The 17,370-nt window shown below is 61.6% G+C and carries 16 protein-coding genes and 1 tRNA gene; 8 read left to right on the top strand and 9 right to left on the bottom strand.

Annotated features, from left to right (window positions below):
* Positions 1 to 28 precede the first annotated feature (28 nt).
* Complete coding sequence (locus NNA36_RS07325; RefSeq protein ID WP_255106846.1) at positions 29 to 301, bottom strand: hypothetical protein; 273 nt, start codon at positions 299 to 301, stop codon at positions 29 to 31.
* On the opposite strand from NNA36_RS07325, the gene NNA36_RS07320 reads away from it, so the two are divergent.
* Positions 201 to 2,150, top strand: a complete 1,950-nt coding sequence (locus tag NNA36_RS07320) for a 4Fe-4S binding protein (protein ID WP_255105795.1) — start codon at positions 201 to 203, stop codon at positions 2,148 to 2,150. The genes NNA36_RS07325 and NNA36_RS07320 overlap by 101 nt on opposite strands.
* Here NNA36_RS07320 and NNA36_RS07315 read toward each other — a convergent pair.
* Positions 2,144 to 2,836 (bottom strand): hypothetical protein, encoded by a 693-nt coding sequence (locus tag NNA36_RS07315; protein ID WP_255105793.1) that lies wholly within the window; start codon positions 2,834 to 2,836, stop codon positions 2,144 to 2,146. The genes NNA36_RS07320 and NNA36_RS07315 overlap by 7 nt on opposite strands.
* Before the next feature lie 121 nt (positions 2,837 to 2,957).
* On the opposite strand from NNA36_RS07315, the gene NNA36_RS07310 reads away from it, so the two are divergent.
* Genes NNA36_RS07310 through NNA36_RS07295 form a run of 4 tightly spaced genes read left to right on the top strand, consistent with a single transcriptional unit; the run spans position 2,958 to position 5,402 of the window.
* Positions 2,958 to 3,149, top strand: a complete 192-nt coding sequence (locus tag NNA36_RS07310) for a DUF6494 family protein (RefSeq protein ID WP_255105791.1) — start codon at positions 2,958 to 2,960, stop codon at positions 3,147 to 3,149.
* Between the two features lie 5 nt (positions 3,150 to 3,154).
* Positions 3,155 to 4,222, top strand: a complete 1,068-nt coding sequence (gene apbC / locus NNA36_RS07305) for an iron-sulfur cluster carrier protein ApbC (protein ID WP_255105790.1) — start codon at positions 3,155 to 3,157, stop codon at positions 4,220 to 4,222.
* A complete protein-coding gene (locus NNA36_RS07300) occupies positions 4,219 to 4,926 on the top strand; it encodes a biotin/lipoate--protein ligase family protein (protein WP_255105788.1) in 708 nt (235 codons plus the stop codon). Before apbC ends, NNA36_RS07300 begins: the two co-directional genes overlap by 4 nt.
* Positions 4,923 to 5,402 (top strand): DUF6505 family protein, encoded by a 480-nt coding sequence (locus NNA36_RS07295; protein WP_255105785.1) that lies wholly within the window; start codon positions 4,923 to 4,925, stop codon positions 5,400 to 5,402. Before NNA36_RS07300 ends, NNA36_RS07295 begins: the two co-directional genes overlap by 4 nt.
* Positions 5,403 to 5,504: 102 nt before the next feature.
* Here NNA36_RS07295 and NNA36_RS07290 read toward each other — a convergent pair whose 3' ends face one another.
* The 5 genes from NNA36_RS07290 to katG form a co-directional block, all read right to left on the bottom strand.
* Positions 5,505 to 6,314 carry a hypothetical protein gene (locus NNA36_RS07290; RefSeq protein WP_255105783.1) on the bottom strand — a complete coding sequence of 270 codons (810 nt, stop codon included), beginning with the start codon at positions 6,312 to 6,314 and terminating at the stop codon, positions 5,505 to 5,507.
* Between the two features lie 149 nt (positions 6,315 to 6,463).
* Positions 6,464 to 7,267, bottom strand: coding sequence for a substrate-binding domain-containing protein (locus NNA36_RS07285; protein WP_255105781.1), 804 nt, complete (start codon positions 7,265 to 7,267; stop codon positions 6,464 to 6,466).
* Positions 7,264 to 7,977, bottom strand: coding sequence for an ATP-binding cassette domain-containing protein (locus tag NNA36_RS07280; protein WP_255105779.1), 714 nt, complete (start codon positions 7,975 to 7,977; stop codon positions 7,264 to 7,266). Before NNA36_RS07280 ends, NNA36_RS07285 begins: the two co-directional genes overlap by 4 nt.
* Entirely contained in the window at positions 7,974 to 8,678 is a 705-nt protein-coding gene (locus NNA36_RS07275; protein ID WP_255105777.1) for an ABC transporter permease, read from the bottom strand. Before NNA36_RS07275 ends, NNA36_RS07280 begins: the two co-directional genes overlap by 4 nt.
* A 369-nt stretch (positions 8,679 to 9,047) precedes the next feature.
* Positions 9,048 to 11,213, bottom strand: coding sequence for a catalase/peroxidase HPI (gene katG / locus NNA36_RS07270; protein WP_255105775.1), 2,166 nt, complete (start codon positions 11,211 to 11,213; stop codon positions 9,048 to 9,050).
* A gap of 193 nt (positions 11,214 to 11,406) precedes the next feature.
* Here katG and NNA36_RS07265 point away from each other — a divergent pair, with 193 nt between their 5' ends.
* Entirely contained in the window at positions 11,407 to 12,312 is a 906-nt protein-coding gene (locus NNA36_RS07265) for a LysR substrate-binding domain-containing protein (protein WP_255105773.1), read from the top strand.
* Positions 12,313 to 12,424: 112 nt separating this feature from the next.
* Positions 12,425 to 14,098, top strand: a complete 1,674-nt coding sequence (locus tag NNA36_RS07260; RefSeq protein ID WP_255105771.1) for an FAD-binding dehydrogenase — start codon at positions 12,425 to 12,427, stop codon at positions 14,096 to 14,098.
* Positions 14,099 to 14,173: 75 nt separating this feature from the next.
* Here the strand turns inward: NNA36_RS07260 and NNA36_RS07255 are convergent.
* Together NNA36_RS07255 and NNA36_RS07250 are read right to left on the bottom strand one after the other, a co-directional pair.
* Positions 14,174 to 14,247, bottom strand: a tRNA-Gly gene (locus tag NNA36_RS07255).
* A gap of 102 nt (positions 14,248 to 14,349) precedes the next feature.
* Entirely contained in the window at positions 14,350 to 15,336 is a 987-nt protein-coding gene (locus tag NNA36_RS07250; RefSeq protein ID WP_255105768.1) for a helix-turn-helix domain-containing protein, read from the bottom strand.
* Positions 15,337 to 15,605: 269 nt separating this feature from the next.
* Here NNA36_RS07250 and NNA36_RS07245 point away from each other — a divergent pair, with 269 nt between their 5' ends.
* Positions 15,606 to 17,357, top strand: coding sequence for a hydantoinase B/oxoprolinase family protein (locus NNA36_RS07245; protein ID WP_255105766.1), 1,752 nt, complete (start codon positions 15,606 to 15,608; stop codon positions 17,355 to 17,357).
* Positions 17,358 to 17,370 lie beyond the last annotated feature (13 nt).

Raw genomic sequence — 17,370 nt, 5'->3', positions numbered from 1 at the left:
GACGAAATGTCCAATCCGACTAATTTTATCAGAAAACCGACATGGCCGTTTTGACGAGAATCAACGGCTCTGATTCGGCGATTCCAAGCACGGGAGGACAGCAGAAAACTGGTTTACGACCTGCGGGAATCATGCCTAGTTGGATAGGGAAATCCAGCCAGAAATCGCCGAATATCCGGCAAAAACCAGCGAGGAAAAACATGCCTAAGACATTGATTTTGTGTGATTGTTCAGGATCACAAACCATCGATGCGGCAGGCCTTGAGGCCACGACCAGACTGGCATGTTCAAAGGTGCACACTGGACTTTGCACCAGCGAAGTTCAGGCCGCAGCCGAGGCGATTTCCACGGGTGAGGCAATAATTTGTTGCGGACAGGAACAGGCGTTTTTCACCGCCCTCGCAGACGAGATAGACGCCCCCGCACCGGCGCTTCTTGACCTGCGCGATCGGGCCGGATGGTCGACCGACGCGGCCCCGAAACTACCCAAAATGGCCGCGCTTGTGGCCGAGGCCAGCCTTCCGCAAGGGGGGGCCAAGACGGTCGACGTGATTTCCGAGGGGATCTGCCTGATCCTCGGCACCGAAGACGTGGCAATTGCGGCGGCGGAAAAGCTCAAGGACCTGCTGACCGTTACCGTGCTTCTGGACAGCCAGCCGGGACAGGTGACGTCGCGGGCCTATGATGTCGTTGTCGGCGATCTCAGGTCAGCGCGCGGGTCGCTTGGGCAGTTCGAGGTCCGGATCGACGCGTTGCGCCAGGGCATTCCCGGTGGCCGCGGTGCCATGCAGTTCACGGACCCGCGCGATGGCGGCCTGTCCCAATGCGATCTGATCCTTGATTTGCGCGGCGAAACCCCGCTGTTTCCCGCGCCAGAGAAACGCGAAGGTTATCTCTGGGCAGATCCGGGCAGCATCCCTGCGGTCGCGGATGCCATTCTCGAGGCCTCGCAATTTGTCGGGACCTTTGAAAAACCCCTGTATGTCAAGGCGGAGCCCCTGCTCTGTGCCCATTCGCGGGCCAGCCAGACAGGGTGTAGCCGGTGTCTGGACGCCTGCCCGACGGGGGCGATCACACCCAATGGCGATCACGTCAGCATTGATCCGATGATCTGTGCGGGCTGCGGTGCCTGTTCTTCGCTCTGTCCGTCCGGTGCGATCAGCTATGACGCCCCTGCCCCCGACATCCTGTTCCGCCGCGTTCAGACACTTGCCAAGAGCTATCTCGAAGCGGGTGGCAGCCAGCCGCGCCTTTTGGTGGTTGATGATCACGGCAGCGAGATGATCCGCCTGTCCGCCCGTTTTGGCGATGGCCTGCCCGCCAATGTCATTCCGCTTGAGGTGGACGCCCTGAACACCTTTGGTCACGCCGAAATGGTTGCGGCCCTTGCCGCAGGGTTTGCGGATGTGTCCGTCCTCCTCGCGCCCAAGACCGACCGCGAGGTCATGCAGGAGCAGGCCGATCTGGCGGGGGCGCTAGCCGGTTCGGGCGTCGCCTTGATCGACACGATGGACCCGGACGCGCTGTCAGGAATGCTGTTTGAAGGCACGGACAACCAGCCGATTGCCGTACCGGTGCGCCCGATGGGGACCCGCAGACAGGTGACCCGCACCGCGACCAAGGCTCTGAACCCGGATCAGGCACAGATTGCCCTGCCCGAAGGCGCGCCTTATGGCGCGGTTCTCGTGGACACCGACAGTTGCACCCTGTGCCTGTCGTGCATCTCGCTCTGCCCATCCGGGGCGCTTGGCGACAATCCCGACCTGCCGCAGCTGCGTTTTCAGGAAGATGCCTGCTTGCAATGTGGGTTGTGCGCGAATGTCTGTCCCGAGGACGCCATCACCTATGAGCCGCGCATGAACCTCGAGAACACCGCGCTGGAACAGGTGGTGCTGAACGAGGAAGAGCCTTTCGCCTGTGTCGAGTGCGGCACCCTGTTCGGGGTCAAGTCGACCATCGACAAGATCACCGAGAAACTGGCGGGCAATCACGGTATGTTCCAGAATCCCGAAGCCATCCGCATGATCCAGATGTGCGATGACTGTCGGGTGAATGCCCAATTCCATTCGAAAAACAACCCCTTCGCCGCAGGGGATCGCCCTGCACCACGCACCACCGCGGACTACCTCAGCAAGCGCCGGGATCATTGATGTTGCAGGGGGGCACCAAGGTTGGCGGGCTCAAGCAGCGCCACGTAGGACAGGATCGCCTCGAGGTCAGCGAGGGTCATTTCTATCGGCACGATCGGGGATGGCCTGTCGTCGGCAAAGGGGGGCGTGATCTCTGCAACCTGCGTGAAGGAAGGATGCGGGTTGAGGGCGTAGAACGCAGTAAACCGTTCGTCCCAATCCGACAGCGTGCGCAGGGCGAAAAACGAGGGTGTCGAGCCGATGGCGTTCATCCGGTTGGCATCGCTCACCACGTGGCAGCGACCACACATTTGCAGGGAAAGCACCTGCCCGGCCTCGGCGTCTCCGTCAAAAGACACAGCGGCTACAACCTGCGCCTCGGCCTTTGGCAGGGTGAAGGGCGACGCGCCATCAACGGTGAAAGACGTGATCGTGCGCTGGCCCACGTCCGAGCGCATCCAATCGACAAAGCGGCGTGCGCCCACGTGGTCGGGATTGTTCAATTGCGCCGCCCAGTTTCGCCCCAATCCGTTGAACACCGGCGTGCCTTCGGTTCCGAGAGAAACCGCAGAGGTTTCGCCCGGTTCCACCAGTTCGATACGCACCTGGGTCTTGAGAGAGAAGCGCGGCAGCAGGTATTTCAACACCCCGCTTTCGACCAGATCGGCCGGAGCGGACAGGCGGAATTGCCGTTCATTTGCAGACACTTGAATCGCGAAGGTGACGCAAATGACAGCAACAAAGAACCATATTTTCAGAAGGGCGCGCATGGAAAATGGTAAAAACACACGGCCCGTTTCGTCAACAACTCAAAAAGGAGAGGCTCGGATGAGCGATGATTTCAACATGTCGATGCGCAAGTTTCTGAAGCAGGTTGGGGTCACCTCCCAGCAGGCGATTGAAGAGGCCATGCGCGGCGCGGAGACCGCTGGAAAAGAGTTCACCGCCAAGGCCGTCATCACGATTGACGGGCTGGACATGGAGCATGTGGTGACCGGCACGATCAAGGGACAGGAGTGACGAAGGTGGCAGCAACGCGAGAAGCGGTTCTTGAGGTTCTGAAAGGGATCGCCGATTTGTCGGGCAGCGGGGATATCGTGTCGAACGGTGTCATGCGGGCCTTGAACGTCGACGGCGGCACGGTGCGGTTCGTGCTTGAGATCGACCCCGCCAAGGCAGAAGGTTACGCGGCGATCCAGGCGGCGGCCGAAACGGCCCTTCGCGAGTTGGATGGCGTGGAGGAGGTCTCGATCGTGATGACCGGCCACAGCGCCCAGCCGGCCCCACCCGACCTGAAGATGGGGGCGCGGCCCAAACCGCAGGGCCCCGAGAAAATCCCCGGAGTTGCCAAGATCATCGCGATTGCCAGTGGCAAGGGCGGCGTTGGTAAATCGACCGTTTCGGCCAACCTCGCCTGTGCGCTGGCGGCGGAGGGCAAGCGGGTTGGCTTGCTGGATGCGGATGTCTATGGGCCAAGCCAGCCGCGCATGCTGGGCGTGTCGGGGCGTCCGTCGAGCCCGGATGGCAAAACCATCCTGCCGATGCGCAACCACGGCGTCACGATGATGTCGATTGGCCTGATGACCAACGATGATCAGGCGGTGGTCTGGCGTGGGCCGATGCTGATGGGGGCCTTGCAACAGATGATGATGCAGGTGCAATGGGGGGCGCTTGACGTCTTGCTGGTGGACCTGCCGCCGGGCACCGGCGACGTGCAGATGACGCTGGCCCAGAAGGCCGAGGTGGACGGCGCCATCGTGGTCTCGACCCCGCAGGATGTGGCGTTGATTGATGCCCGCAAGGGAATCGATATGTTCCGCCAGCTGAACGTGCCGATCCTTGGCATGATCGAGAACATGTCGACGCATATCTGTTCGAACTGCGGGCATGAAGAGCATGTTTTCGGGCATGGCGGCGTGGCCTTGGAAGCCGAAAAAATGGAGGTTCCGCTGCTTGCGGAAATCCCGCTACACCTTAAAATTCGCATGGCCGCAGATGGCGGCGCGCCCATTGTGGTCTCGGAACCGGACAGCGCCCAGGCGGCGGGATTCCGCGAGGTTGCTCAAGGGCTTATTGCGAAGGGACAGGTATGAACGAGGTGATTTTTCCACCATTGATGGCGGGTCACGAGGTGTCGGGATCGGAAGATCCGTTCCAGACGGCCTGCATGAAGGCAGCGCTTGGCTGTGATGCCGGGATGGTGGTTTATGCCTTGGGCAGCGACACGCTGCGCGCGGCGTTGGTGTTTGCGCCAGAGGTGCCGTTGCAGGATGCGATGGCCATGCTGCCGACCTGCGGGGTGGGGTTTCAGAACGCGCTTGGGGCGCTTGCGCCGCCAGAGGTGGCGGTCCACCTTGAATGGGGTGGTGGTCTGCGGATCAACGGGGCACGGTGTGGACGCTTGCGGGTGGCGGCGTCGACGGGGGGGGCGGATGAGGTCCCCGACTGGCTGGTCGTGGGGCTTGAGCTGCCGCTCTGGCCGGCGAGTGACGATCCGGGGACGACACCGGATGACACCGCGCTTTATGCCGAGGGCTGTGCCGATGTCGAGGCCCCTGCCCTGTTGGAAAGCTTTGCGCGGCATACGTTGAACTGGATCACCCGCTGGGAAGACGAAGGGGTAAAACCCCTGCACGCCGAGTGGCGCGGGTTGGCGCATGGCATGGGCGAAGAGATCGAGATCATGGGCAATGCGGGCACCTTCCTTGGGGTCGATGAACGCTTTGGCATGCTGCTGCGACAGGACGAAGATACCACTATGATTTCATTGACAGAACTTCTGGAGGATGGGCGATGAAGCTGGCACGGGCCATTCATTTTGACGAGAGCGACAGCCGGGTGTTCGCGGTATCGGCCCGCACCGGCGAGTGGTGCATCTCGGGGGGCTTCGAGTTCTCGAACTGGAGCGAGGCGGACCTCAGCGGCAAGGCCCGCCAGGCCTTTGCCAACGGCTGGTTCGGGCTTGAGACGTCGGGGCGTGTGACCTTTGTCGCCGTGACCGAGATAGAACCCTTTGAAGTCAACACCTTGACCGATCTTCTGGCACAGCATTTCGTGGACTATTACGGCGCACCAAGCCTAGAGGCCGCGCGTCCCGTAGCGGCGGAAGAGATTTCCCAAATGGCAGACCTGTGTGACGAGCACGAGGCCAATACCCTGCTGACCGTGGCGCGTGAATTGTCGGAGGCCGGTGTGCGCGAGGCTTACCGTGTGATCCAGCCGCAGGATGCCGGGCTGGAACAGTTCGCCGTGCATGGCTCATTGGACGAATAGGTTAACGCCAAAACGCCTGTCGGTATCACGTCGGTATTACGTCGGTATTGCGGAGGTGCGGCGACCGACGAGCGGGAAAGTGTTAACGACCCTGCGGGACAGTCATTGAGGAGCACTCAAGACTCCCGCCGCCTGCATCTCCTGCCGGGTGGGGTGCCACATCTTGTCGGGCGGGGTTTCGTAGATCCGGCGGACAAAGGTCGGGTCGATGCCGCGGGCAATCAGATAGGCCTGATCCTTGGCTTCCTGTTCGGCGACATTCAGGGTTTCGACGCGCATGTCATGGTCGAAACGGTAGCTGTGAAAGCCTATCACCGCATCCGGCGCGGCAGAGCGGTGAGCGCCTCCGGCAAGCACCATCGTGCAGGCAGACAGGCAGCGTTCGGGCACGTGGGTGTCGCGCTGTTCGGCCTCGATCACCGTTGCGATCACCCGCGCAGCGATGACATGCCCACCGGTGCTGTCGAGCCAGATGGGAACGGCAGGATGGTCGGCAATGGCCGTGCGCAACTGGGACAGGGTGCGATAGTCGATCTGTCCCTTGATCAGGAGGTGATCTTCGTGCGCTTCGACGCGGACGCGCGTGTCGTGCGGTGTGAGATCGACAGCCGGTTTTTCAAGCCACACCCCCGGCAGTGTGACCAGCAGCAGGGCCAACACGATCGTGATCGAGCCATAGCCAAGCCACGCCAACCCCATGTGGTTGTCGCGGGCGTGCCTGTCGCCGAACCGGAAGGCCCCGATCACTTGCCAAAACACCTGGAGACAAAGCGCGCTTGTGACGATCACCGCGTAAAGTAGGCCAAGATGATGTGACAGCAGGGTTGCGGCGAGAGATAGGCCAATGGTGTTGCACAGCAGGGCAAGCGTGCCCTGCCTGCCCCTGAAGTGTGCTCGCAGCCACCCTCTCACAGCTTGCCTCCCATCCACGCGCCGGACGTTCGGGAAAGTCTATCCGAAACGGGATGAATCAAAAGGGATTTGGTGCCGGGCCTGTTCTTGCCAATGAAAAAGGCCCGGAGGGGAAGCTCCGGGCCTTTTGGGGAATTTTAGATTTGCGCTCATGGCTTGGCGTTGAAGACAAAGAGTGTCTCACCGTTGATGGTATAGGCGTTGATCAGCGCCTTGGCCTTGTCCGAGACCAGCCAGCCTTCGAGTTTCGCCGCCAGTTCGGTTTTCACATGCGGGTGTTTCGCGGGATTGACCGGCAGGTAGGCGTATTGGTTGAACAGCACCGGATCGCCGGAATAGAGCAGCGCCAGATCGCCCTTGTTGCCGAAGTTGAGCCAGCTTGCACGGTCGGACATGATATAGGCGTTCATCCCCGACGCGGTGTTGAGCGCCGCGCCCATGCCTGCGCCGACGGCGTTGTACCAGCCGTCAAAGGCAGCCGCATCAAGACCGGCGGTCGACCAGAGGCTCAGTTCCTTCTTGTGGGTGCCGCTGTCGTCGCCGCGGCTGACGAAGGGGGCCTTGGCGCCTGCGATCTTTTGCAAGGCGTCGGTGGCGGCGGTGGCGGTTGCGATTGCGGCCTCGTCCGACTTGGGACCGATAAAGACGAAATCGTTGTACATGATCTCGCGGCGGTGCGTGCCGTAGCCGCCGGCGAGGAACTTGTCCTCGGCCTTGCGGGAGTGGACGAGGATGGCGTCCACGTCGCCCGCCTCACCCAGACGGATGGCCTGACCGGTGCCGACAACCAGCAGCTGCACCTCGAGACCAAGGTCTTGCTTGATCGCAGGCAGCAGGATGTCGGACAGGCCGGAGTTGTGGAACGAGGTGGTGACGGCCATCTTCATGTCCTCTGCCAGGGCAGCCGTCGACAGGGCAAGTGCAGCGACTGCCCCCAGGATCGCTCGTTTCATTCGACAATGTCTCCTCTTAGGAATGCGCGGGCCTGTGCGGTTTGCGGCCCTTCGAAAAATGGTGTTGCGGGTCCGAATTCGTGAACCTTGCCGCCCAGGATGAACAGCACCTCGGAGGCGAGCCTGCGGGCCTGTCCCATGTCATGGGTCGACATGATCAGGCGGGTGCCGGATGCGGCGGCCTTTTGCAGGATGTCTTCGATTTCGCGGGTGGCGCGGCCATCGAGCGAGGAACAGGGTTCATCAAGGAACAGCACGTCCGGGCTGCGGATCAGGGCGCGGCCGATGGCAAGTTTCTGGCGTTCGCCGCCGGAGAGAACCGTGGCGGGGCGATTGACTGCATAGCCAAGGCCCACGCGTTCGGCCCAGTCGTCGGCCTGTTGCAAGGCATCCGCGCGGGGTGTGCCCAGGACACGCAGGGGATAGGCGAGGTTGTCGCGCACCGAGCGGCGCAGCATGACCGGGGTTTGGAACACAAAGGACTGTCGGCGCTGTGCCTCGTCCTGGGGGCAGTTCCAAGTGATTTTGCCGGCGTTAAGGCGGGCGATGCCATGCAGCATGCGCAGCAGCGATGTCTTGCCCGCGCCATTGGGGCCGATCACGACGGTGGTGCCGCGGGCCTTTAGGGTCAGGTCAACCGGACCGACCAGCACCTTGCCGCGCCTGCGCGAGACGGCCTGTTCGACCTTGAGGGGGAAGAGATCGCTCACCAGCGGCCCTCCCGTTCGGTCTGGGTCAGCCAGTGGATGGCGATGTTCACGAGGATGGCGAGGCCGATCAAGATAAAGCCAAGCGCCAGTGCCATGGCGAATTCACCCTTACCGGTTTCCAGCGCGATGGCGGTTGTCAGCACGCGGGTGTGGTGGTCGATGTTGCCACCCACCACCATGATCGCGCCGACTTCGCCAATGGCGCGGCCGAAACCGGCCAGCGCGGCGGTCAGGAGCGCGCGGCGGCCATCCCACAGCAGCGTCTGGATGCGCTGGATGTGGGTGGTGTTCATCGAGATCAGGAGATCGTGGTAGTCGGACCAGAGTTCGCGCAGGGCCTGATGCGCGATCGAGGCGATCAGCGGCACGATGATGATGATCTGAGCGATGATCATCGCCGTGGGCGTGAACAGCAGTCCGAAGACACCAAAGGGGCCAGAGCGGCTTAGGAAGACATAGACGATCAGGCCAACCACCACCGGCGGCAGCCCCATCAGGGCGTTCAGGACGGCAATCGTGGTGCGGCGGAAGCGAAAGCGGCGTACGGCCAAAAGCGCCCCGAAGGGCAAGGCGATCAGGGAGGCGATCAGCAAAGCGGTCAGCGTCACCCTGAGCGAACGCAGGGTGATCTCGACGAGATCGGCGTCGAGGGACACGAGCAGAAAGAAGGCACGGGACAGTCCGTCCCACAAATCCGTCATGTCTTTTACTGGCCTCCCTCGCCCATGCTGCGCCGCCGTTTTGCCGCACAAAATCACGAAGACTCGGGCGGAAAAACGACAAAAATCATACTGGTATCCACTTTGGACAAAATGACCATGCCTGAAAGAAGGTCCGAAGGTCAAAAAGTCAGCCTGTCCGAAACGGCCGTCGGTGGCGAGGCGGGCCATGTCGGAAATGGGGGGTGCAACAGGCGGGGGACGCAGTGGAAAGGTCTTGGTTGTGCCCTTCGAGCGGTGGTTTCGGGTGCAGGATCGGGTTGAGAGATTCGCTGCGCGTGCAGTTGACCGCAAAAAAGGCGCGAGGGAGTGCCTCGCGCCTTTCGGGATCAGGGAATGGACCTGAGCGGATTACGACAGGTCGTAGCGGTCGGCGTCCATGACCTTGGTCCAGGCGGCGACGAAGTCCTTGACGAAATCGCCTGCGGAGTCGTCTTGCGCATAGACCTCGGCGATGGCGCGCAGTTGTGAGTTGGAGCCGAACACGAGGTCAACGCGTGTGGCGGTCCATTTCGCATCGCCGCTGGCGCGGTCGCGGCCTTCGTAGATGCCCTCTTCCGACGAGGGCGTCCAGGTGGTGCCCATGTCGAGGAGGTTCACGAAGTAGTCGGTCGACAGAACGCCCGGACGATCGGTGAAGACGCCATGGGCGCTGTTGCCGTGGTTGGCACCAAGGGCACGCATGCCACCGATCAGGACGGTCATTTCCGGCGCGGTCAGCGTCATCAATTGGGCGCGATCCACCAGCAGTTCTTCGGGCGATACCGAATACTGGGCCTTCTGGTAGTTGCGGAACCCGTCGGCCACCGGTTCGAGATAGGCAATGCCGGCCTCGTCGGTCTGATCTGCTGTCGCATCGCCGCGTCCGGTGCTGACCGGAACGGTGACATCATGGCCTGCGTCCTTGGCGGCCTTCTCGATTGCCGCAGCACCGCCCAGCACGATCAGGTCTGCCATCGACACCGACCCGCCGACATCGTTCTGAACGCCTTCCAGCGCGGCCAGAACCTTGGACAGGGCTTCGGGCTCGTTCGAGGCCCAGCCGTTTTGCGGTGCAAGGCGGATGCGGCCACCGTTCGCGCCGCCACGGTGATCCGAACCACGGTAGGTTGCGGCCGAGTTCCACGCGGTCGAGACCAGCTCCGAAACCGAGAGACCGGTTGCCAGAATGCGCGCCTTGATGTCGGCCACCTGATCGTCGCTAAGAGCCGTGCCAGCCGGGATCGGATCCTGCCATGCGAGGTCTTCGCTCGGCACTTCCTCGCCCAGGTAACGGGATTTGGGGCCCATGTCGCGGTGGGTCAGCTTGTACCAGGCGCGGGCAAAGGCCTCGGCAAATTCCTCGGGGTTTTCGTGGAACCGCTTGGAGATCGGACCGTAGATCGGGTCCATGCGCATCGCCATGTCGGCGGTGGTCATCATGGTCTTGACCTTCTGGCTCGGGTCATGCGCGGCGGGGGCCATGTGCTCTTCGGGCACACCGACCGGTTCCCAGATCCATGCGCCGGCGGGCGACTTGGTGAGGTTCCAATCATAGCCAAACAGCAGGTCGAAATAGCCGTTGTCCCATTTGATCGGGTTGGCCGTCCATGCGCCCTCGATGCCGGAGGTGGTGGTGTCACCGCCCTTACCCGAGCCATGCGCGTTGATCCAGCCAAGACCCATCGCCTCGATCGGGGCCGCTTCGGGTTCCGGCCCGACCAGTGCGGGATCCCCTGCCCCGTGCGCCTTGCCGAAAGTGTGGCCGCCCGCGACCAGCGCCACGGTTTCCTCGTCGTTCATGCCCATGCGGCCAAAGGTGTCGCGGATGTCTTCGCCCGAGGCGAGGATGTTCGGCTCACCATTGGGGCCTTCGGGGTTCACGTAGATCAGGCCCATCTGCACGGCGGCCAGCGGGTTATCCAGCTGACGTTCGCCGGTATAGCGGTTCTCGGCCAGCCATTCGGCTTCCGAGCCCCAGTTGACGTCTTCTTCCGGCTCCCAGACATCGGCACGACCGCCGCCAAAGCCGAAGGTGCGCCCGCCCATGGATTCAATGGCACAGTTGCCGGCAAGGATCATCAGGTCAGCCCAGGAAATCTTGTTGCCGTACTTTTTCTTGATCGGCCACAGAAGACGGCGTGCCTTGTCGAGGTTGCCGTTGTCCGGCCAGGAGTTGAGCGGCGCAAAGCGTTGCTGGCCGGTGCCGCCACCGCCACGACCGTCGCCCATACGGTAGGTGCCCGCGCTGTGCCACGCCATACGGATGAATAGGCCGCCGTAATGGCCATAGTCAGCCGGCCACCAGTCCTGACTGTCGGTCATCAGGGCATAGAGGTCTTGCTTGAGCGCCTTAAAATCCAGCGATTTGAACGCGGTGGCATAGTCGAAATCCGTGCCCATCGGATCGGACTTGGAGGAATTCTGATGCAGGATCGACAGGTTAAGCTGGTTCGGCCACCAATCGCTGTTGGTGCGCGTTGCGTGGGTGCTGTGCGAATGCATGACTGGGCATTTGCCGATGTTGTTTCCGTCCATGGGGCTCTCCGATCTGGCTATGGATGTGACGCGTGGGTCACGGGAAATGTAGGTCTTGCGGAGGAAAAAACAGGCCGTCGGCAGATGCCGGGGCCTGAGGCTGACCTCCCTTTCAACCTCGATGGTTTGAGGCTAGCAAAGGGTTTTGATTTGAAGAAGTTGCATTTTCTGATCGGAACGATAGGTATTTCTTATGATGAATCTCACCCTCCGCCAGCTGCGCTATTTCAAGGCGCTTGCCGAACACGGGCATTTTGGCCGCGCCGCCGATGCTTGTGCCATTTCCCAGCCCGCATTATCCCTGCAAATCAAGGAGTTGGAGGAAACCCTTGGGCTCCCCTTGTTTGAACGCAGCGCCCGCAAGGTGCGGCTGACAACCTTTGGCGAAGACCTTCAGGAGCGTATCCGCGATATCCTGCGGGCGGTGGATGAAGTCGGCGAAATGGCGCGCGCAGCCCGTACGGGGCTTGCCGGGCGGCTGAGAATCGGGGTCATTCCGACCATCGCGCCCTATATCTTGCCGGCGGTGATCCGCGAGTTGACCAAGCGCCACGAGGGGTTGGATATCCACGTGCGCGAAACGCTGACCTCAAAGCTTCTGGCGGATCTTTCGGAGGGGCGGATTGACACCGCCATCGTCGCGCTTCCGGTTTCGGAGCCGCATCTGACCGAAGTGGCCCTGTTCGAGGAAGAGTTCGTTCTGGTGCGGCCCGACGGGGATGCGGACAAGCCGATCCCGGATGCCGCAAAGCTCAAGGAAATGAAGCTCTTGCTGCTTGAGGAAGGGCATTGTTTCCGCGATCAGGCGCTGTCGTTCTGTAGCGTGCAAAGCGCGGTGCCCCGCGACGGGCTGGATGGCAGTTCGCTGTCGACGCTGGTGCAGATGGTCGGATCGGGGATCGGTGTCACGCTGATCCCGGAAATGGCGGTGCCGATCGAAACGCGTTCGGCCGATGTCAGCATTGATTACTTCCCTGCTCCGCGTCCGTCGCGCACGGTTGGCATGATATGGCGCAAGACCAGCCCCCTTGCCTCGCAACTTGCCGAGATCGCGGAAGTCGTTCGCGACGCGGCACAACAGATGCGCGAGGTGGGCTAGCCGGGCGCGCGCAAGGCGGTTGGTTGACGTGGCGTTTACTGCGCGCTTGCGTTGTCAGGGTGAAAAAAGGCGACAATACTTCCTCAAAGCACATGTTTTCGGGGAGGGACGCATGGCGCAGCAGGCAGATGTGATTGTCGTTGGCGGGGGATTGGCCGGGCTCGTGGCCGCAACTGAAGCGGCGGATGCAGGGCGGCGTGTTATCGTACTTGAACAGGAAAGCGAGGCCAATTTGGGCGGCCAGGCCTTCTGGTCGCTGGGGGGCCTTTTCATGGTGGACACCCCGGAACAGCGCCGCCTTGGCGTGAAGGACGGCTTTGATCTCGCCTGGCAGGATTGGCAGGGTACGGCCGGTTTCGACCGCGACGAAGATCACTGGCCGCAGATATGGGCCCGCGCCTATGTCGAGTTTGCCGCCGGGGAAAAACGCGATTGGCTGCGGGGCATGGGGCACCGGATCTTTCCGGTGGTCGGCTGGGCGGAACGGGGCGGTATTGATGCCTCGAAGAACGGCAACTCAGTGCCGCGGTTTCATATCACATGGGGCACCGGACCGGGCATTGTCGAGGTGTTCGAAACCCGCGCACGGGCGATGGCGGCCGAGGGAAAGATAGACTTCAGATTCCGCCATCAAGTGGATGATATTATTGTCGAAAACGGATCATGTGTTGGCGTCTCGGGCTCGATCCTCGCGCCAGATGCCCGGCCACGCGGCGAAGAAAGCAACCGCGACGTGACCGGCAGTTTCGAGCTGCGCGCGCCTGCGGTGATTGTCTGCTCGGGCGGGATTGGCGGCAACCTTGATCTGGTGCGTCAAAGCTGGCCCAAGCGGCTTGGCCCGCCGCCTGCACATATGATCAAGGGGGTGCCCGCGCATGTCGATGGCCGGATGCTCGGGATTTCCGAAAACGCCGGCGCCAACATCATCAACCGCGACCGGATGTGGCACTATGTGGAAGGGGTGCGCAACTGGGATCCAATCTGGCCGGATCACGCCATTCGCATCCTGCCCGGCCCCTCTTCGATGTGGTTCGATGCCACGGGCCAGCGGATGCCCGCCCCGAATTACCCAGGCTACGACAGCCTTGGTGCGCTGGAACACATCATGCAGACCGGCCATGATTACACTTGGTTTATCCTCACGCAGGCGATCATCAAGAAGGAATTCGCGCTGTCGGGATCAGAACAGAACCCCGACCTGACGGGGCGTGACTGGAAACAGGTACTGGGACGGGCCATTGGCCCCAAGGCGACGGGGCCGGTAGAGGCGTTCAAGGAACACGGGGCGGATTTCGCAGTGGCCGACACCCTGCCCGAGCTGATTGGCAAGATGAACGGCATCGCCGGCAATGAGTTGTTGGATGTCGACACCGTACAGCGCCAAATCGAGGACCGGGACCGCCAGATCGACAACCCCTATACCAAGGATCAGCAGATCATGGGGTTGCGGACGTTCCGGAACTATATCGGCGACAAGCTGATCCGCACGGCCAAACCGCACAAGATTCTTGATCCCTCGAAAGGGCCGCTGATCGGCGTGAAGCTGAACATCCTGACGCGCAAGACGCTTGGCGGTCTGGAAACCGATCTGGGAGGGCGGTGTTTCCGCAGCGCCGAAGGCCGTGGCGCAGAGATCATGCCGGGGCTTTACGCAGCGGGCGAAGTCTCGGGCTTTGGCGGTGGCGGCTATCACGGCTACCGCAGCCTCGAAGGCACCTTCCTTGGCGGTTGCATTTTCTCGGGTCGCAACGCAGGCCGCGCGGCCGCGGCTGATGTTGGCGGATAAACCCCAAGAGTTAAGCGCGCAAAATCAGCGCCTTACGTGACGTTTCTAATTCAAGGAGAGCAAGCAGGGATTTCTTGGAGCGGGTAGCGGGAATCGAACCCGCACCTTAAGCTTGGAAGGCTCTTATGATACCATTTCACCATACCCGCTCGAAGTTCTGACTACCTAAAACAGGTGTTTTGGGAGGTCAATAGGGCTTGCGAGACATCAGCGAGAAAAGCGCGACTGAACGACCTGAACCAGTAGGATGATCAGGACAGATTCTCACTGCCGCGTGTATCAAAGGAGGTTGCCGTTTCGGCCTTGAACTCGGTCGGGGTCCTGCCGAACTTGGCCTTGAACAGGCGGGAGAACTGGGCCTGATCGGAAAATCCGAACCGGTAGGCCAGTTCCGAGATCGCCAGATTGGGGGTCGCGGCAAGACGGTCGCGCGCGGCGACGAGGCGTTGGTCGCGGATTTGCTGGCTGACCGTGCCATTCACATCCTTGAAGAGATCGTGCAGGTAGCGTTTCGAGATACCGCAACTCTCGGCGATAAGGTCCGGCGACAGATCGGGGTTCTTGAGATTGGCGCGAATGAACTTCTCGACGCGCGAGATATGAGCCGCGCGCACCGTCGACAGGGAACTGGTGGCCGCGGAGGCCCCGTCTTCCAAGATCAGGCCAAGGAGTTCGAGCAATTGCCGGCCAATGGTCTCAGACGCGGCCCTGTCGAGCGTTGGGGCGATGGATTGGGCCTGATCCACCATTGACGAAAACAGACCGGCCGTGCCCGAGGTGGCATTGAACACGCGGGCGCAGAAACGGTCGGGCTGGCGCACTCTCTCTTCCAGTGCCTTGCGCGAGACCTTGAGCACAAAGAGGTCATTGGGGTTTTCATAGAGGAACTTATAGGGTTCGTCCCCGCGTTCGATGATGAAGCCACCGGGATCACAGCGCACTTCGCGGCCCAGTTGGCGGAACTCTACGGATGAGGCCCGCGGCAGGGTGATCAGGTATTCCTCTTCGCGTGCCTCGCGGATGTGGGCCCTGCGGCGCTCATAGCTGAGGGGATCCGACACAAGGCGCGACATGCAGACATGTCCCAGGGTGTTGCGGCTTAGGTCGCCGTTGAAATGGATCGGGTCACGAAACTGAAGCTCGAGCGGAAAATACGCGTCGGCAATCACCGCGTTCCATCTGCTGGAGCGGTGCTGCGGCTCTGTCGTGGCCGTCGAGAATGTGTACCCGGCGGTCATGTTGTGTTCCTCCCTTCGCAAAAGACTATCCGGACAGCCCAATAAAACAAAGGAAAACTGCGTCTTTGCACGGATATGCAAGCAGTTGTGCGCGGAGTGTCAAATTCTGCTGCGCGGTTTGTCAAACGCTTGTGCACTGAGCGTCAAGACGGCCCCGAGGCGATGCGTCCATCCTGAAATCCGAGAACGACGTGCTGGAGGAGCGCGGCGGATCGGGAGGAAAACACACCCGTCTGACGTGCCCTTTGCACAGAGCAAAGGACGAGAAAATGGCAGAGAGACAAGTCGACCCCATCACGCTTTCAGTGGTGCGGGGTGTATTGGAAACCACGCAGCGCGAAATGACCCTGGCGCTGGAAAAGACCGCGCGCAGTTCGGTGTTCAACCTGGCGCACGATTATTCAACCGCCCTGTTCAACCACACCCCGGAAATGATCCTTCAGGGACAGGACATTCCGATCCATCTTGGCTCGCTCATTCCGGCGATGAAGGCCGTGGACGGATTTTTTGAAGGGGACATCCACGAGGGTGACCTGATCCTGCACAACGACCCCGACTATGCCGGCAGCCACATCATCGACACCTGCATGTACTACCCGGTGTTCTATGAGGGGGAGCTCGTGTTCTGGACGGTCTGCAAGGGCCACCTGACCGACATCGGCGGCCCGGTGCCCGCCGGCTATAATCCCGAGGCCAAGGAGATCTTTGCCGAGGGTCTGCGCATTCCTCCGATCAAGATCTGGGACAAGGGCGTGCCGCGCCACGACATCATGAACATGTTGTTGACGAACATGCGGGCCCGCCGTGACCAGGAAGGCGATTTCAACGCCCTGATCGGGGCCTGCCAGGTAGGCGCGCGCAATCTGGTGGCGCTGATGGACAAATACGGCAAGGACACGGTGCAGGCCTGTATCGAAGAGCTGCTGACGATGGCCAACCGGCACATGAACAGCCTGATCGCCCAGGTTCCCGATGGCACCTATTCCGGTACGGCCATCCTTGAAGACGCAGGCCACGGGTTCGGGGATTTCGACATCACCGCCACGGTCACGATCAAGGGCGAAACCTGCCACATCGAGATCGCCAGCCCACCGCAGATCCCCTATTTCATCAATTCTTACGAGGGCAATTCCTATTCGGGCGTCTATCTCGGCCTGATGATGTTTGCCCAACTGCCACCGCCCTACAACGAAGGCCTTTACCGCAATGTGACGGTGGACATGGGGCCGAAGGGGACGCTGTGCAACGCCAAGCCCCCTGCCCCACACATGAACTGCACGACCACGCCGATGGAAACCCTGACCGACGCTGTGCGCCTGGCCTTTGAACAGGCCGCGCCCGAGAAGGTTTCGGCAAGCTGGGGCCATGCCAATGGCTGTAACATCGCCGGTTGGGACAGCCGCCACGACGAGGAATACGTCACAATGGTTCTGGCCTCGATCATCTCGGGCGCCGGGGCAACGGCAAGTCAGGACGGTTGGCACGCCTGTGGACCGGAATGCTGTTTCGGGGCGCTGACCTCGGGTGACATCGAGATGCTCGAGCATTCCTACCCGATCATCATCCACGAATACGGCCTGATGACCGACAGTGGCGGGGCTGGCAAGTTCCGGGGTGGCTCGGGCACCCGCTGGGCGGTTGAGCCGCTGGACACCGACATGACGCTGGTCACCTTCGGCGAAGGCCGCCGTATTCCGGCGATGGGCGCAGGCGGGGCGAAGTCGACGATGATCGACAAGAAGGTCGGACGACTGGAAGTCACCCGCGACGGCGAGACTCAGATCATCACCGACAACGTGATCGAAACCATCAAGCCCGGTGAAATCGCGGCCAACCTGAACCCCGGTGGTGGTGGCTTTGGCAACCCGTTCGAGCGTGACCCGCTGAAGGTTGTCGAAGACGTGCGCAACGGCCTCGTTTCGATCGAAGGCGCACGGCTCGACTACGGCGTGATCATCGCTGACGCCGAGACCCTTGCCATCGACGAAGCCGCAACAGCCCAGGCCCGCAAGGCAGCCTGAAGCCCGACAGAAA

This window comes from Shimia sp. CNT1-13L.2, assembly GCF_024331145.1.
Lineage (GTDB): Bacteria > Pseudomonadota > Alphaproteobacteria > Rhodobacterales > Rhodobacteraceae > Shimia.
This window is presented reverse-complemented; position numbering and strand designations above follow the sequence as displayed.

Coding starts and splice junctions, on each gene's coding strand:
- NNA36_RS07275 (WP_255105777.1), bottom strand. CDS start 8,678: ATGACGGATTTGTGGGACGGACTGTCCCGTGCCTTCTTTCTGCTCGTG.
- NNA36_RS07310 (WP_255105791.1), top strand. CDS start 2,958: ATGAGCGATGATTTCAACATGTCGATGCGCAAGTTTCTGAAGCAGGTT.
- NNA36_RS07320 (WP_255105795.1), top strand. CDS start 201: ATGCCTAAGACATTGATTTTGTGTGATTGTTCAGGATCACAAACCATC.
- NNA36_RS07295 (WP_255105785.1), top strand. CDS start 4,923: ATGAAGCTGGCACGGGCCATTCATTTTGACGAGAGCGACAGCCGGGTG.
- katG (WP_255105775.1), bottom strand. CDS start 11,213: ATGGACGGAAACAACATCGGCAAATGCCCAGTCATGCATTCGCACAGC.
- NNA36_RS07260 (WP_255105771.1), top strand. CDS start 12,425: ATGGCGCAGCAGGCAGATGTGATTGTCGTTGGCGGGGGATTGGCCGGG.
- NNA36_RS07300 (WP_255105788.1), top strand. CDS start 4,219: ATGAACGAGGTGATTTTTCCACCATTGATGGCGGGTCACGAGGTGTCG.
- NNA36_RS07265 (WP_255105773.1), top strand. CDS start 11,407: ATGATGAATCTCACCCTCCGCCAGCTGCGCTATTTCAAGGCGCTTGCC.
- NNA36_RS07250 (WP_255105768.1), bottom strand. CDS start 15,336: ATGACCGCCGGGTACACATTCTCGACGGCCACGACAGAGCCGCAGCAC.
- NNA36_RS07245 (WP_255105766.1), top strand. CDS start 15,606: ATGGCAGAGAGACAAGTCGACCCCATCACGCTTTCAGTGGTGCGGGGT.
- NNA36_RS07285 (WP_255105781.1), bottom strand. CDS start 7,267: ATGAAACGAGCGATCCTGGGGGCAGTCGCTGCACTTGCCCTGTCGACG.